The 14,054-nt window shown below is 66.0% G+C and carries 17 protein-coding genes; 10 read left to right on the top strand and 7 right to left on the bottom strand.

Annotation, left to right across the window (positions count from 1 at the left end; genetic code table 11):
- Positions 1 to 1,002 precede the first annotated feature (1,002 nt).
- The 3 genes from A3ES_RS46220 to A3ES_RS0104210 all read left to right on the top strand — a co-directional run bounded on the left by A3ES_RS46220 (position 1,003) and on the right by A3ES_RS0104210 (position 1,761).
- Positions 1,003 to 1,137: a type II toxin-antitoxin system VapB family antitoxin gene (locus tag A3ES_RS46220; protein WP_020385534.1), complete on the top strand. Its 135-nt coding sequence runs from the start codon at positions 1,003 to 1,005 to the stop codon at positions 1,135 to 1,137.
- Positions 1,138 to 1,232: 95 nt separating this feature from the next.
- Positions 1,233 to 1,430, top strand: coding sequence for a PIN domain-containing protein (locus A3ES_RS46215; RefSeq protein WP_020385533.1), 198 nt, complete (start codon positions 1,233 to 1,235; stop codon positions 1,428 to 1,430).
- 28 nt (positions 1,431 to 1,458) lie between these two features.
- A complete protein-coding gene (locus A3ES_RS0104210) occupies positions 1,459 to 1,761 on the top strand; it encodes a hypothetical protein (protein ID WP_020385532.1) in 303 nt (100 codons plus the stop codon).
- Positions 1,762 to 1,787: 26 nt separating this feature from the next.
- Here A3ES_RS0104210 and A3ES_RS0104205 read toward each other — a convergent pair whose 3' ends face one another.
- Positions 1,788 to 2,087: a hypothetical protein gene (locus tag A3ES_RS0104205; RefSeq protein ID WP_020385531.1), complete on the bottom strand. Its 300-nt coding sequence runs from the start codon at positions 2,085 to 2,087 to the stop codon at positions 1,788 to 1,790.
- 406 nt (positions 2,088 to 2,493) lie between these two features.
- Here A3ES_RS0104205 and A3ES_RS0104200 point away from each other — a divergent pair, with 406 nt between their 5' ends.
- Positions 2,494 to 3,297 (top strand): type IV toxin-antitoxin system AbiEi family antitoxin domain-containing protein, encoded by an 804-nt coding sequence (locus tag A3ES_RS0104200; protein ID WP_157630333.1) that lies wholly within the window; start codon positions 2,494 to 2,496, stop codon positions 3,295 to 3,297.
- The gene (locus A3ES_RS51010) at positions 3,294 to 4,241 is read left to right on the top strand and encodes a nucleotidyl transferase AbiEii/AbiGii toxin family protein (protein ID WP_020385529.1); all 948 of its coding nucleotides are present in this window, start codon (positions 3,294 to 3,296) and stop codon (positions 4,239 to 4,241) included. Before A3ES_RS0104200 ends, A3ES_RS51010 begins: the two co-directional genes overlap by 4 nt.
- A gap of 231 nt (positions 4,242 to 4,472) precedes the next feature.
- Here A3ES_RS51010 and A3ES_RS0104190 read toward each other — a convergent pair whose 3' ends face one another.
- From A3ES_RS0104190 to mca, 5 genes are all read right to left on the bottom strand, one after another.
- On the bottom strand, positions 4,473 to 6,878 hold the full coding sequence (locus A3ES_RS0104190; RefSeq protein ID WP_020385528.1) for an RNaseH domain-containing protein: 2,406 nt from the start codon (positions 6,876 to 6,878) through the stop codon (positions 4,473 to 4,475).
- Positions 6,879 to 7,119: 241 nt separating this feature from the next.
- A complete protein-coding gene (locus tag A3ES_RS56995; protein ID WP_083933184.1) occupies positions 7,120 to 7,443 on the bottom strand; it encodes a DUF255 domain-containing protein in 324 nt (107 codons plus the stop codon).
- 10 nt (positions 7,444 to 7,453) lie between these two features.
- Entirely contained in the window at positions 7,454 to 8,482 is a 1,029-nt protein-coding gene (locus A3ES_RS0104185) for a copper resistance D family protein (protein ID WP_020385527.1), read from the bottom strand.
- Between the two features lie 236 nt (positions 8,483 to 8,718).
- Positions 8,719 to 9,039, bottom strand: a complete 321-nt coding sequence (locus A3ES_RS0104180; protein WP_020385526.1) for a hypothetical protein — start codon at positions 9,037 to 9,039, stop codon at positions 8,719 to 8,721.
- A 40-nt stretch (positions 9,040 to 9,079) separates the two neighbouring features.
- Positions 9,080 to 9,943, bottom strand: coding sequence for a mycothiol conjugate amidase Mca (mca, locus tag A3ES_RS0104175; protein WP_020385525.1), 864 nt, complete (start codon positions 9,941 to 9,943; stop codon positions 9,080 to 9,082).
- 35 nt (positions 9,944 to 9,978) lie between these two features.
- On the opposite strand from mca, the gene A3ES_RS0104170 reads away from it, so the two are divergent.
- From A3ES_RS0104170 to A3ES_RS51005, 5 genes are all read left to right on the top strand, one after another.
- Positions 9,979 to 10,395, top strand: coding sequence for a DUF4307 domain-containing protein (locus tag A3ES_RS0104170; protein ID WP_020385524.1), 417 nt, complete (start codon positions 9,979 to 9,981; stop codon positions 10,393 to 10,395).
- 186 nt (positions 10,396 to 10,581) lie between these two features.
- Positions 10,582 to 11,094, top strand: a complete 513-nt coding sequence (gene greA, locus A3ES_RS0104165; protein ID WP_020385523.1) for a transcription elongation factor GreA — start codon at positions 10,582 to 10,584, stop codon at positions 11,092 to 11,094.
- Positions 11,095 to 11,270: 176 nt separating this feature from the next.
- The gene (locus tag A3ES_RS0104160; protein WP_202806434.1) at positions 11,271 to 11,471 is read left to right on the top strand and encodes a hypothetical protein; all 201 of its coding nucleotides are present in this window, start codon (positions 11,271 to 11,273) and stop codon (positions 11,469 to 11,471) included.
- 12 nt (positions 11,472 to 11,483) lie between these two features.
- On the top strand, positions 11,484 to 11,783 hold the full coding sequence (locus A3ES_RS46205; protein ID WP_020385521.1) for a hypothetical protein: 300 nt from the start codon (positions 11,484 to 11,486) through the stop codon (positions 11,781 to 11,783).
- 9 nt (positions 11,784 to 11,792) lie between these two features.
- Positions 11,793 to 12,917 carry a zeta toxin family protein gene (locus tag A3ES_RS51005; RefSeq protein ID WP_085955538.1) on the top strand — a complete coding sequence of 375 codons (1,125 nt, stop codon included), beginning with the start codon at positions 11,793 to 11,795 and terminating at the stop codon, positions 12,915 to 12,917.
- Here A3ES_RS51005 and A3ES_RS0104145 read toward each other — a convergent pair.
- A complete protein-coding gene (locus A3ES_RS0104145; RefSeq protein WP_020385519.1) occupies positions 12,904 to 14,013 on the bottom strand; it encodes a hypothetical protein in 1,110 nt (369 codons plus the stop codon). The genes A3ES_RS51005 and A3ES_RS0104145 overlap by 14 nt on opposite strands.
- Positions 14,014 to 14,054 lie beyond the last annotated feature (41 nt).

The following is a 14,054-nucleotide window of genomic DNA, read 5'->3' as shown; positions in this document are numbered from 1 at the left end:
TCTGTGATGCATCAAGCATGCATTCGGGCTCAGAACGTCGCCCGCGCATTGCCGTCTGTCCGAGCCTAGTTGGGGACTCTCGGGCTGGCGACGCGAAAGAAGGCCTCTCCGAACACCCCGAGCCCGGTGGCTCATGACCGCCATGTTCAATTCGTTGTCTTAGGCAATGATTTCCGAGTCTACGAGATCTGCTGACCGATACCCCCAGAGTCTCGATGTCCAGCTCGCAGGCCGCCGCCCTCGGTCCTATCGCCGGCTCGACCAGCGCCGGAAGCTTGGTGGATGGGCCTGTCATCGGTCGGCGTCGCACGGCAAGATGAAGGGATGAGTGGCGAGGTTCTTTTCGACGGCTGGTGCGGTGAGCCCATTGCCTGGGCCCGGATAGGCGATCCTGTTATCGGGCAGGAGTGGACCGAGCCGCCTGTGAAGCTGCACCCGGCGAACACTGCGTAGATGACAAGGGGCAGCCTCGCGGCACGCATCGAAAGCGTCGTGAGGGTCGCAGCCGCTGGGAGATTGAGAGAGCAGAGGCAGAGGCCCGTGCGGCGCAGGAGAAGGCGGAGGCTGCTGCGCAGTGGGAACGCGACCTGGCCACACCGCCTGCACTCGGCGCCGCAGTGGAGATCGAGCGGAGGAAGTTGTCGCCCGAGTATCAATGGATACCCGATGGTGCCGACCGGTTCGCTGTCGAGCACACCTACTCCAATCGGACGATCAAGGCTCGTACGGAGAGCGGTGAGGATGCGTTCCTGGCACGCAACGAGTACACCGGCGACTGGCACACGATCTGCGGTCAACCGACTTCCGTGCGGCTTCCCTGCCGGAACGGTGGCGCCGGTGTGTCTTGCCGAATCCGGCACAAGTCCGGGCTGAGCCCGCGCGAGGACGATCCGTGGACCTAGCGCTGGCGTCCGCACAATCACTCCGAACAGTTCCACGGCCGTAGCCGGTCAGTCGCCGACGTTGCGGCCAGTACGACCCATGTATCGAGAGGAGCCCATCATGGCCGTGACCAGCGTTGACCTGGACCCCGAACTGATGGAGCGTGCCCGACCGCTCACCGGCGAACGGTCGAACCGTGCCGTCCTCGATCTCGCACTGCGCCGTCTCATCGCCTCGACGCAAAAGGCGCGATGATCGACAGGATCGCGGCGCTGACCGACTTGGACAGCTAACTCGGCGCACAAGCCTCCCTCGGGTTCCTGCTCGGGCACGCACTGGACGAATCACTGGTGCTCGACATCCAGAACGCTTTGCGGGGCACAGACCTCGGCCCGGCGGCGGACTCGCTCGATATCCTCATCGCGGGCTACGCCATCGCGAACGACGCGGCCGTAATGACCGCAGACCACGACCTCGCCCACATCGCGACGGTGACCGATCTGATTCACGAGTACATCGCCCCCTCGCGGTGGCCAGTGCCGTGGTGATGTTCTCCGGACCAGGTAGCGTTGTTCCGTGAGTACGAAGGCCGAGCGGCGAGCCGCATGCCAACAGGTCGCCACCTACCACGAGGCGCAGTTGGCGGCGCTGGTCCAGCGGGTCGCCGAGGCCGTCGATCGGCACCGCGGCGGTGAGCTGGACGCCTTCGAAGTCGATCAGGTGGTCTACCAGTATCAGCGCGCGGCACGGCAGTTGTGGACGTTCTGCCAGACAACCGGCAGCCGGGCCGAGTTCACCGCCCACATCATCCGGCGCATGGCCGAGGACAGCGAGGCCATCGACTGGTGGGAACGCGGCCAGCCGCACCGCCGCCGATAAGCCATCCCACAGCCCCAGGCTCAGCCTTAGAAGATGCAGGCGAGTCGCCGTCGTTTCGGCCAGCAGGTCGTCGTTTCTCTGCGACGGGGGCAGTTGGTCGTCGAGGAGTAAGACAAGGTTGCAGTCGCGCCAGTGCCCGCCATCGACACCAGACCGCCAGGCCCGATAGGAGCCGCAAGTTGCTCGGCCACGGGTGTGGTGTCCTCGCCTCGCAGCTCCAGCAGACGGGACAGCCGCACGTTCTCGACCCGCAACCGGTCTCGCTCGGCCCGAAGCTCGGACAGCTCACGACGCAGGTCAGGGCCGCCATCGTCAACGAGACTCACACGACTATCCTGCCAGGACGCTGTAACGCTTACCCGCTGAAGTCCGCCAGGTCCGCGCCAATCGGCAGCGCGCAATCCCGGTACGTCAGGCCTTGTGAAAGCTCGCTGAGAGAAACTTGGCGTGTGCGTCCAGAGGAGGCACATCCTGACTTCGGGTCAGCCAGCACTCGGACGCATCTCCCCGCTCAGCTCGCTTGCGGGTTGAGCGCTGAAGGGCGGACTTGCTACGAGCCTCTGGCCTCAACTCACCCTGACACGCAGAGGGATGGCGACGCGCTTCAGGAGACCTCGCCACCACTGTCATAGACAGCTTAAAGGTATCCGATCTGATTACTTACGGACATCGCTTGACAGTTCTGTCACACGCGGTACCTTGGTATCCGAAATGGTTACCTGGGAGGTTCTCATGACAGTACCTGCGCGGACCCTGTCGCGGGGACTTGCCCATTTGGTCGCTGACCTGGAGCTGCGTCAACTCACCCTGGTCAGGATGGACGACCTTGCCCGCCTCGCCGAGGAGGCCGGGCTGCGAACGCCCGCGAAGGTGCTCGCCGGCCGGCTGCGCGAGGCAGGGTGGCTACTACCCACCGGGCAACGCGGCGTGTACGAGTTCGCCCCCGGTGCGCACGCCGGACCCTACGGCCACGGCGACCCGTTCATCGACTTGCGGGCCGCAATGCTAGCTGGTCACCACTCAGCGACAGTTGCCCTGGGCAGCGCCCTGTGGCTCCACGGATTGGCCGAGCGCGCACCGGATCGCCACGAGATCGCAGTACCGGTCAACACAGTGGTCCCCGACTCGCTCAAGCAGCGCATGCGAGTCGTGCATTTCTCCGCTCGACTCACCCCAGCGGCCCTCGAGCAACTTCCGGTCCACCAGCCAGCCACGATCCTGGCTCACCTGGCGACCAAGCCAGGCGACGTGCGGGACTGGACCACGTTCGCCGAGGCGCTCCCCGACCTCGCCGAGCGGTCCCCGGTCAACGATCTGGACAAGGAACTGCACCGGCGACCGACTGCCGTGCGCCCACGACTTGCCTATCTACTCAGCGGCGTCGCGCCGAAGACAGCGGACCTGCTGCAACCGACCAAACCAAAGAACGTGACCTGGTTTGGTCGATCCCGAGTCACCCGGCGCTTTGACAAGCGCTTCAACGTGGCCGACGGCCTACTGCCATTCGACCCCCGCGAACTTACAGAGGCGACATGAGCCGCATCACCACTGGTTGGCTGGCACGTCACACCCCTCAGGGACCCGGCGGGCGGCACGCCGCCCTGATCGACGTTGCGCAGGATCTCTTGCTGGCGCACCTGCACGAACAAGCCACATTCGAGCACCTCGTCTTCAAAGGCGGCACCGCACTGCGCAAGCTCTATGCGGGCAACGCAGGACGCTTTTCCACCGATCTGGACTTCTCGGTCCGTGACCCCGCCGATGACCCAGCCGTTGTGTCCGACCTGCTGCGCGGTGAGATCGACGGTCTCGAGATCGACGGCTTCCGCTACCGCGTCGACGACCATCGCGGACGGCCCCAAGTTGCCTACGACACACCGTTCGGCGGGGTCGGCAATCTGACGACCAAACTCGACATCGGACCAGCCCCGTGGTTGCCACCCGACGAGCGGGGATGGATCCGGCTCGCCATCCACGACGCATACGACCTGCCGACCGCTCTACCGGTGATGGCGCTCACGGAGAACATGGCCGAAAAGATCGCGCGCCTCACCCGGCGCACACCCGCACGTGATGTCTACGACCTGGTGTGGATCGCAACCAACAGCCCCCACTCGAGCTTCGACCGGGCTGCAGTGCGTCGCCTGACCGTACTCAAGAACTGGGTCGACCAGTACGGTCTGGCCTCGCCGCCAACGATCTGGGCGCCGGTCTCCGGTGCGGTCGGATATGACCCCGCACTCTGGCGTCGAGCCAGGACAGCCGCCGACTTCGACGAACAAAGCATCGGTCTACTCGCTGTGCCGCCACCCAGCCTGGACGAGCTCAGCGAGCAACTGCGCAGCCTCTACGGCTTCCTGGCCGAACCCGACGACCTGGAGCTGGCGATCCTCGCCGGTGGCGCGAGCAGCCGCGGACAAGTTCTCGACGCGATCAGACAGCTCCACGGTGCCAGCTACGCCGACCGCGCCCTGTACTAGCTGTACGGGTCCCAGACTGTCCAAGCTCGGTATAGGACAGCGTCACGCACGACCGTGAACTACAGCGCCGCCACCCCGACCGGCCAGCAAACGGCACACAACAGACCATCCGTGATCCCCCCAGAACGAGGCCCGCCCGGTTCGGGGTCCGACCCCCGCTAGTCGCGATCTGCCACTGGCTTGATGGCTGCGAGCCTCCAGATAGCTCTGGGCCGTCTGCCCCTCTCTGGTTCACGCTCCAGGTCCGGACGTGTTTTCTCCGTGGTTGTGTGGGTGGTCGAGATCGGAGCGTTCCGCGAGGTGGAGTGGCACCGGCTTCTTGGTCCGGTCGTCCCAAGCAGCCGCCTGATGGCACAGCCTGGCTGTGAGTTCTACAAGAATTTTTGGTTGCCAGGATCCTGGTCGTGCGACCGTGATCTCGATCATGGTGAGCGCGTGCCAGTCTTCGGCGTGGAACTTCGCTCGATCGGTCGGCAGTGTCCACCGGGTGTATTTGGCGCCGGTTTTTGCTCCGATCGACTTGCCTCGGTAGGTCTTGGACGCTTGCGCTAGGACCCAACTGCCTGTTCCGTTCTCGCTGTGTCCATATACCTGCATCTGCGGCAGCGCCGGTTGATGAGGGTCGGCTACCGGCGTGCCGTGTCCACGATGTGTGGCTTGTGGAACCCGCTGTCCGCTGGCGCAGCGAACCACTGCAAGGTCTGGGGGGTTAAGGGAATCACCGGGCAGCGGTCCGCAGCCGAGAGCTGTGTCGTTGAGTCCGGACCAGAGCCCTTTGCAGGATTCGGCGTCAACGAACAGCACCACGGGTCGGTCGCTGGGAAACTCGGCTGCCTGTAGCGCCTGTTCAACGTAGGCCTGCACGGCTTCGCGATTGCCAGCTGTGCGGGACAGTTCCTTCATTCCGATGGGACCGGTGTAGTACTCGGCGTTAGCCTCGCGGTAGCTCAACCAGGGCTGGCCTGGCTTGCCCGCACTCTTAACTCGCCATGGCTGGTTCAGGTCCGCTTCGGCATGAAGCGCCGTGAGACGAATTACGAGGCTGTTGGCGGGTTTGTAGCCATTGCGTTGTCGTCGTGGTGTGTCCTGCCGGATATGGATCCCCACCAGGATCGCCGATCGATCCAGCGTCACCGTGTCACCCTTCACCATGGCCTGCCCCAGGCGGTCGTCGATCACGCCGGCCTGGCGAAAGAGATCTCGCATTGCGCCGATCGCTGGGTAGTCGGAGGCCTTCCTCGGCTTGACTATCATTTCGTTGCCCTGCGCATCTTTTGTCTTCGCCTTGTTGGCGGCTTTCGGCTTGGCGGGGGTCCAGTTGGAGTTAATGAACTGGCTGACGATGCCCTCTTCTCCAAGGAGGCGCCGCACGATCGGTTTCGCGTCGTCCTTGGGCGGGTCTTCGGGATCCCAGAATGTCTCGGCCAGGGCAGCGATACCGGTCCCCGGCGGTGCCTTCAGCCATGCTTGGCCGTTGACAATGCGAGGCTGTGAGCCGTGATCAAGGAGGTGGCCGGCCGCTGCCATGACGACGCTCAGTCTGTCGGTCAGGTGAATGGTTTGACCGTCGGGGATTCCTGCCAGCGAGGTGTCCGGGGCAGCGCTGTAGGTGGCCATGACTTCTTGCATGCGTCGGCGAACGGTCGGTGTGGAGTAAAGGCAGACGATGCGCAGGTGCTGCAGACCGCTGGCGAGTACTGCGCCGTCGATTTTGGCTGCGGGGACGGGGTAATCGTCGAATGCTTTGACACTCATCGGCGTCTTGGCATACCGCAGGGGCTGGATACCGAGCTGCCGTGTCGCGTGCTGGCCTAGCTGGTAAAGGAATCTGACTCCAGGCCCTTTGCCGGTGGGGTGGAACAACGGCTTGCCGATGGGGCGTACCTGTCCGGCTTCAGCCCCGAATTCGGCAGGAAGCGTGATCGCGCTCAGGCCCAGAGCATCGATGACATCTGCGACGTGGCCTTTGGTCTGGGCATGGTCTCGTCCTATTTTCGGATAGGGCGACAGGACCGGGAGCCGGAGGATCGGGTCAGCCGCGCCGGTGCCTCTGTCGATATAGGCGTTCTTCACGAATGACCACGTCGTGGGGTGACGGGCCACGTGACCATCGAGGCTGAGGTAGAAGTTCGCTGCACCGGGCACCGTGACGATGGCTGTTGAAACGTACTGCGTGGCGTGACCGGTCCTGGTTTGCCCGGACGGCAGGCTGATGGGGTTGTCGAAGGCGAGAAGGTTGCCTTCGGTGTCCATTCTCAGCTGAATGGGATACGTGCCGTCGATGAGCAGTGGTTCGGCGGCGATCCGGCGTGCGAGTTCCCAGCGGGCAGCCTGGTAGAACCAGCCAGGCGCTGAGACTGTCTGGGTAACCTTGTCGCGCTCGATGAAGTCGGCGAGATTCTTGATGTGCGGTGTGATGCCCACTGGCAGGAGTGCTGCGAGCGTGTCCGAGGTGTGGTCGCCGGTGGTTAGCTGTTCGAATTTCCGGATCGCGGTATGCAAGACCCAGGGATCGATCGGTTTGGTTGTGATGAGCAGGGCGTCGCTGTCGCGGGTGCCTTTCCGGCCGGGGAACAGGGTTACTGGCTGGCTTGTGACAGCGGTCAGGGCGACGGTAAGTGCGGTGTAGCTTGGCATGACTTCGTCGCGGGCTGGGCTTGACCCGTCTCAGTCGTAGTGGCCGATGACACGGGTTCGTGGCACGCGGCGTCTCGCATGGGCCTGGGCACGATGCTGACCGCTGATGTCGTCCGCGGGGCAACTTCACTTGATCCAGGTCGACGGAAGCGGCTTACAGGGCGGACGGCGTTTCGCCTGGCCAATGTTGGACGACATGAAGCCGTGATGAGTCTTGAGTGCGCAGGGCCGCTCGCTACCGTCATACCCTTCGGGTGTCCAACGATGCATCAGGGTGATGCATTAAGCATTGCAAACGCTGCGGAATAGAGCCGAGCCGTGCGCCACCAAGCAGCGCTTTGCGCCTAGATCTCCAGGATCTCAACCCTACTGCCCCCACCTGGAGCGGGCCGCCGATCACCTGACACCAGTGACAAGCGGAGTACCCCACTGACAGGAACACCGGCACGTCCCGCTCCCGCGCCTCCATAAACACCGCCTCCGACCACTCCCGCCAGTGCACCGGATTCCCCGCATGCTGCCGCAGGTAGGGCGAAGTGGACTTGGCAAGCTCGTTGGAGGCCATGCCCCCAACGCTAGATGGTCTGGGCCAGGGCTACTGAGAGGCCTATGGCTATGGCCATGATGACGAGTTCGCCGGCTACTAGTTGCCAGAAGCGGTTGCCGATGGTTTCGAGGCCGCCGATGGTGTGGCGGCGGTGGAGCCAGCCGCCGGTGATGAGGACGATGAACGCGACGGTCTTGGCGAGCAGGAGGCCGCCGTACGCGTCCGCGGTGAGGGCGTCGAAGACCGAGCCGAAGCCACCGCCCTTGGCGGCCAGGCGGCCCGCGGCGCTGACCAAACCGCTTAGCAGTAAGGCGATCGAGGACGCGAGAGCGACCTGGCTGAAGCGTTCGAGCACGAGCGGGAGGCCGTTGCGGCTGGCGCGCCCGTAGCGGACCAGGCCGGCCAGGCCACCGACCCAGCTGGTCGCCGCGATCACGTGGATGATCAGGGCCGCGCCCGCGAGGACGACGTACGACTCATTGCGGGGGTAGCTAGTGAGCGCGGGCGGGATTAGAGCGGCGATCGCCACCAGGACGCCGAGTCCGGCGGCCGAGGAGGTCTCGACGCGGCGGACGCCGATCGCCAGCGCGACGACCAGGATGCCGGTGATCAGGAGTGCCTTCACCTCGGGAACACCGAGCGCGTCATCCAGCCGGAGCCGGAGCAGGCCGACCGGGGTGTTGAGCAGGATCGCGGCGGTCAGGAGCGCGCCGGCGAAAGCGGCGAAGGCCCAGATGATCGCCGAGTTGCTGGCATCGCGAATCGCGCGCCGACCTTGCAGACCAAGCGGACCGCCGTCAGTCCGCAGCAGCACGACCGCCGCGAGCAAGGCGCCGGCGCAACCGACCGTCGCCATCGTGGCGAGCAACCGGAACATGGGCAGCAGCCACTCGGCGACCGCACCCGGCCCACCCAGGCCGTCGTCGTTGCCTTGCGGTTCGCTGCCGGCGGCGTACAGGGCGATCACCATCGCCACCGTCGCGACCAGGACAGCGCTTGCACCACCCGCGACCAGACGACCGGGCATGCGATGCCGGGCGGCGCGGGTCGCGGTCACAGACCGTTCCCGCCCTCGGGGCCTTGGATGGACACGCGCACACTATAGGTGAGCTATCTAACAGTGTCCCGGCACGACACCATCTCGTGACCAGACCAGCGCAAACGGTTGCCTGAGCGTGACTTTCGGCAATCCCAGCCGCTCCCGCAGGATCGTTGGGAAGCGCCATCCGTTGCCTGAGGCACCAACTCCGACGGGCCCCTACACCGCGTGACATCACCGCACGCGGCGGGCGGTTACTTCGTTGTGGGCTTGGTGTTGTCGGCGGACTCGACCGGCGTACTGGAGCTGTCGTCGCCGTCAGTCGCCGTCGGCTCGGCAGCGCCAGCCTGGGCCGCTGAGTTGTCCGTGGCCGGCGGGACGTCGGACGGTGCTCGGTCGCGCGCACCAGCGTCCGGATCGAAGTCGATCCGCTTCAACTGCTTGCCCATGTTGCGCCACAGGAAGACCGTGGCGGCACCGAGAGCGAGCACGATCAGCAGCGCGACCCAGCCGGGACGCACCGAGTTCGGATCGATCTCGGTCGCTTGCGGCCTGATGCTCAGGAGTTGGGTCATCGCTGTCACCCTGCCAGTGTCTCACCGTCTCCACCCGCCGTCAGCGCAGCCCCGCGAAGAGGTCGTCCTCGGGCAGTTCGGACTCCACCAGACTGCGCGCCAGCTCGTAGTCCTCGGTCGGCCACGCCTCCTGATGCACCTCCAGCGGTACGGCGAACCAGCCGCCGTCCGGATCGATCTGCGTCGCATGCGCGAGCAACGCGCGATCGCGCAGCGCGAAGTACGCGGACGACTCGACCCTGGTGGTGATCCGCTTCTCGTTCTCCGGATCCGGCTTCCAGTCCTTCAGCCGGTCGGCGTACGGCGACTCCAGGCCCTGCGCGAGCATCGCGTCGTGCAGCGCCTTCATCCGCTCGCGGTGAAAGGTGTGGTGGTAGTAGAGCTTCATCGGCTGGTACGGCGTACCGAGGTCCGGGTACGCGTCCGGGTCGCCGGCCGCCTCGAAGGCCGCCACCGCGATCTGGTGGCACATCACGTGATCCGGGTGCGGGTAGCCACCGTTCTCGTCGTACGTCGTGACGACCTGCGGACGGAACTCGCGAATCAGCTTCACCAGTGGAGCCGCGGCGTCCTCCACCTTGAGCGAGGCGAAGCAGCCCTCCGGCAGCGGCGGCAGCGGGTCGCCCTCGGGAAAGCCCGAGTCGATCCAGCCGAGCCACTCCTGCCTGATCCCGAGGATCTCCCGGGCTGCGTCCATCTCCTGCCGGCGGATCTCGGTGATGTTCGCCAGCACGTCCGGCCGGTCCATCTTCGGGTTGAGGATCGAGCCGCGCTCCCCACCGGTACAGGTGGCGACCATCACGTCGACGCCTTCGGCGACGTACCGGGCGGTCGATGCGGCGCCCTTGCTGGACTCGTCATCGGGGTGAGCATGGACATGCAGCAGGCGAAGATCTTCAGTCACAAGACACAATGGTGCTCCAAGCCCGAGGAGAACCAGTGACCGACCCGCATTCAGCCGCCCTGGACGTCCGCTACGGACGCACCGGCCGCAGCCGCAAACCGCTGCTGCTCGGCATCGTGGGCACGCTCGCGCTGGTCGCCCTCGTCTGGCTGGTCTGGGTCGCCTTCATCCAGTCGAACCCGCCGGTCGCCTCGCGGCTGCTGGGCTACAAGATCGCCTCGTCGACGTCGGCGACCGCGACGATCCAGGTGGACCGGACCAAGTCGGTCGAGGCGCAGTGCCGGCTGCAGGCGAAGGCGTCCGACTTCTCGATCGTCGGCGAGATCACCGTCACAGTGCCGGCCGATTCACCCCGTCAGCAGTCCATCGAGGCCACCCTCACCACCCAGCGCGCCGCGACAGCCGTAGTACTGGTTGGTTGCACCACGGCCGACGCTCACCGGCCGAACTGACCTACCCACTTACGGCTGAGGGCAAACGATTCCCCCGGGTGCTTCGGTAAACGTTTGCCAACTGTTTGAGAAGGCGAAGAACTGTGGGGTTCTGAGCCTTGGCTTGCTACGCTCAGTGGATTGGTCGCCGTCGGTCGACGGCGACCTGAAGCTTTTCTACCCATCCCATCGACAAAGGAGCAGCCCGTGACGCAGAAGATCGACGAGGACAGCGTTGTCTGGCTGACACAGGATGGTTACGAGCAGCTGAAGTCCGAGCTGGAGGAGCTGAAGGGTCCCGGCCGGACCGAGGTCACCCAGCGGATCAGCGACGCCCGCGATGAGGGCGACCTGAAGGAGAACGGCGGCTACCACGCTGCCAAGGACGAGCAGGGCAAGATGGAGCTCCGGATCCGGCAGCTCGAGGACATGCTGCGCCGCGCCCGCGTCGGCGAAACCCCGAAGGCCGGTGGCAAGGTCGAGCCCGGCATGAAGGTCTCGATCAGGTTCGCCGGCGACGACGACGTCGAGACGTTCCTGCTCGGCTCCCGCGAGCTCCTCGCCCTGGACACGTCGGTGGACATCGACGTCTACTCGCCGCAGTCCCCGCTCGGCTCAGCCATCCTGGGCAAGAAGAAGGGTGAGAAGGCGACCTACCAGGCCCCCAACGGCAAGCCCGTCACAGTAGAAATCGTCGCCGCGGTCCCCTTCAAGGGCTGACCCCTCTCGACGCAGAGCACCCCGGGACCGAGGTCGGCTCCCGGGGTGTTCTCTCTCCACTTACGTCCGAAGAACTGTCGATGACGTCCCTCGAGTTCTTCGGACGTTAGCTGCAGGGGTCAGTGGCCGGTGGCTCGGCGGTACTTGTCGAACTCCAAGGCCGGGTGAGCGCCACCATGAGCTTCGTCAGCTGGGGAGCCATCCCGATCGGCAGCCTCCTCGGCGGTCTCACAGCAACCGCCCTCGGCCTCCGACCCACGCTGCTCCTGGCCGGCCTGGCCACCCTCCTCGGCACAGGCTGGCTCCTCTTCTCCCCGCTCCGCACCCTCCGCACGACCCGGGGCGACGCCTACTATGAGTGCCGGAAACCCCGATGAGAGGAACACTCCGTGACCGACGTGCCGCCGGACAAGCCTTGGCCGAGCCTGCAGGAAGGCGTTCGCTACGAGGTGGCCCAAGACCTCTTCGGCCACCTGATCGGCCAGTGCTCCGCAAAGCTTGCGGAAGAGCGGCACAAGGAGACGCCGGACCCGGCCGAGCTCCAGCGCTGGACCAGCCAAGCCACCCAGTACGCCGCTGAACGCGCCGCGCTCGACCCTCGTGACCAGGAGGCTGTCGAGGCTGTCATCGCCAAGTACGGCCCGGTTGTCCGTGGACTGCGATCCGGTGGAGACAACAGTGGCAGCTGAGCTCGACGCATCGGCGTACCGGCTGCCACCGGCGCTGTACCGGGAGATCTTCGAACAGGTCATCATCCCATCGAGCTCAGCCACGGGGTACGGCAGGAAAAACCGCGGGCGCTGTTGCTCGGCGGCCAGACCGGCGCCGGCAAGTCGGTGATGACCGGAGTGCTCACGGCCGACCCACACTGGCGGCAGGCGGCAGGCTTCGGCAGTGACACGCTGCGGGTCCATCACCCCGACTACCAGCGCTTGCTGGCCACGGACGCTGACACGGCGTGCTTCTACACCGATCCGGATGCGCGGGCCTGGGTGGGCGATGCCCTCGACCACTGCGTGGACCAGCGGTTCTCGGTGGTCTTCGACAGCACGATGAGCCGTCAGGCGGCGGCCGAGGGTTTCGCCGAACGTTTCCACGGCGCGGGGTACCGGATCGACGCGGCGTTCGTCGCCGCTCCGGCGGCGCTGAGCAAGCTGGGCGTGGTGGCGCGCTACCTGGATTCCGTGGAGGTGAGCGGATCCGGGCGCTTCAGCCCGAACCACGACGAGACCTACGACGGCGTCCTCGAGGTGGCGCGCTGGATCGACCGGACCGCACCGTTCGACACCGTCGCGGTCTACCGGCGCAACGGCGATCTGCTCTACAGCAACAGCGTCGACGAGCAGGGCAACTGGGTCAATCCGCCTGGGCTCCGGCAGGCGATCGAAGACGAGCGCAACCGGCCGTGGTCCGCGGAGGAGAGCGACCGCTTCCTGGCGGCAGTCAAAGAGACAGTGGCCAAGGTGGACTCGGTCACGGTCGACGGAAAGCCGATGCCGCCGATCTGGCTGACCCGCGTCGCGGAGGCCGCGGACCTCGGCCAGAAGCTCGCCACCGGCCCCGCCAAGGGTGAGCTGACGCAGATGGTCCTGTCACTACGTCAAGAGGCCTCCCGCCGGGTCGCCGCGGCCAGCGGGATCGACCCAGCCGCATTCAGAATCGCCGACGAGTCCCGCAAGACGACCAACCTCAAGACAACCGACCCCACCACGCAGACTCCCACCACCGACCCCCCACGCCAACCCCGCCCAGAACGGGACCCCCAACAGGTGCCCTGGCTCGCGGTTGGGAGGGCAGGCGCCGGGTGGGTCAGTCGGAGGTGATTTGGGCGGTGCCTACCAGAACCTCGACGTCCAGGGCTGCGCGGCCGCGGCCGATCTCGACGTCTTTGGACTGGCCGGAGACGGCGCCGGCCCAGGTGACTCGGCCGAGCTGGGATTCAGTGTGGACCCGTACGTCGGAGCCTCGGCGGAGGGTCACACTGGCTGAACCGGACTCGACTCGCACGCGAGAACGGCCCTTGGTGATCTGGGCGTCGAGGGTGGCGGTGCCAGCCTGGACGAGCAGGTCGATCGGACCGTCGACGTCGGTGACCTTCGCAGTACCGGCTGTGACGCGTACGCGGGAGAGGCCGGGAAGGCGTTCCGCGATCACGCTGCCGCCGGTGACCTCGATCTCCACCTGGAGCAGCGGGTTGACCCGGATGGACAGCTCCTTCGCGAAGCCGTTCACGTGGGACTTGAGGTCGGTCGGGTTGCGCAACATGCTCAGCCCGTCGATCGAGACGCCCATATCGCCTTCGCTGTTGATCGCGAGGGTGTCGCCGTCGCGCTTGATCACATGCGGACCGTCCACCGCGACCCCGGTCACAGCGGGCTCACCGATCAGCCGCACTCGCCGCCCGATCGCGCGAATGGTCACCCGCCGCACTCCGGAGGGCACTACAAGATCGCTGTGCAGCGTCTCCTCTGCGACCACTGGTTCTGCGGGCGAGGGCGCCGCCACAACCGCAGCGTCATCCACCACACTGCCTTCCCCGCTCGCCGAGGGCTCAGCCGCATGCTTTGGCGCGGAAGGCGCGGAAGGCGACGCAGGGGTAGCCGCGGTGGAGGCGGCATCGGGTGAGTCGACGACGTCTGCCCAGACAGACGGCGAAGGCGCGTCCGAGCCGGCTGAAGGTGACTGCTCGCCCGTCGACCCGCTGGACTGCGCTTCCGGGCCGGCGGAAGCGTCGCTGGCGTCGGCGGCGGATGCGGCTCCCGCCGGGCTCGTAGTACCGGCGGAGGTGGTCGGGGTGGTGCTGGGGATGGCAGCGATCAGGGTCGCGGCTTCTTCGGTGGTGAGGTGGCCGTTGGCGACTCGGTCGAGGATGTCCTTGACCCGTCGGTCGTAGTCGCTCTGATTGCTCTGATCGCTCATACCCCCAGTCCAGCACCCAGACGGGTCGAAACCAATCGGGG

Origin of the sequence: Kribbella catacumbae DSM 19601 (assembly GCF_000372465.1) — a bacterium.
Lineage (GTDB): Bacteria > Actinomycetota > Actinomycetes > Propionibacteriales > Kribbellaceae > Kribbella > Kribbella catacumbae.
This window is presented reverse-complemented; position numbering and strand designations above follow the sequence as displayed.

Excerpts from the sequence above, each read along its gene's own strand:
- A3ES_RS46220 (WP_020385534.1), top strand. The coding sequence starts at position 1,003 with ATGGCCGTGACCAGCGTTGACCTGGACCCCGAACTGATGGAGCGTGCC.
- A3ES_RS0104200 (WP_157630333.1), top strand. The coding sequence starts at position 2,494 with ATGACAGTACCTGCGCGGACCCTGTCGCGGGGACTTGCCCATTTGGTC.
- A3ES_RS51010 (WP_020385529.1), top strand. The coding sequence starts at position 3,294 with ATGAGCCGCATCACCACTGGTTGGCTGGCACGTCACACCCCTCAGGGA.
- A3ES_RS0104190 (WP_020385528.1), bottom strand. The coding sequence starts at position 6,878 with ATGCCAAGCTACACCGCACTTACCGTCGCCCTGACCGCTGTCACAAGC.
- A3ES_RS56995 (WP_083933184.1), bottom strand. The coding sequence starts at position 7,443 with ATGGCCTCCAACGAGCTTGCCAAGTCCACTTCGCCCTACCTGCGGCAG.
- A3ES_RS0104180 (WP_020385526.1), bottom strand. The coding sequence starts at position 9,039 with ATGACCCAACTCCTGAGCATCAGGCCGCAAGCGACCGAGATCGATCCG.
- A3ES_RS0104160 (WP_202806434.1), top strand. The coding sequence starts at position 11,271 with ATGAGCTTCGTCAGCTGGGGAGCCATCCCGATCGGCAGCCTCCTCGGC.
- A3ES_RS0104145 (WP_020385519.1), bottom strand. The coding sequence starts at position 14,013 with ATGAGCGATCAGAGCAATCAGAGCGACTACGACCGACGGGTCAAGGAC.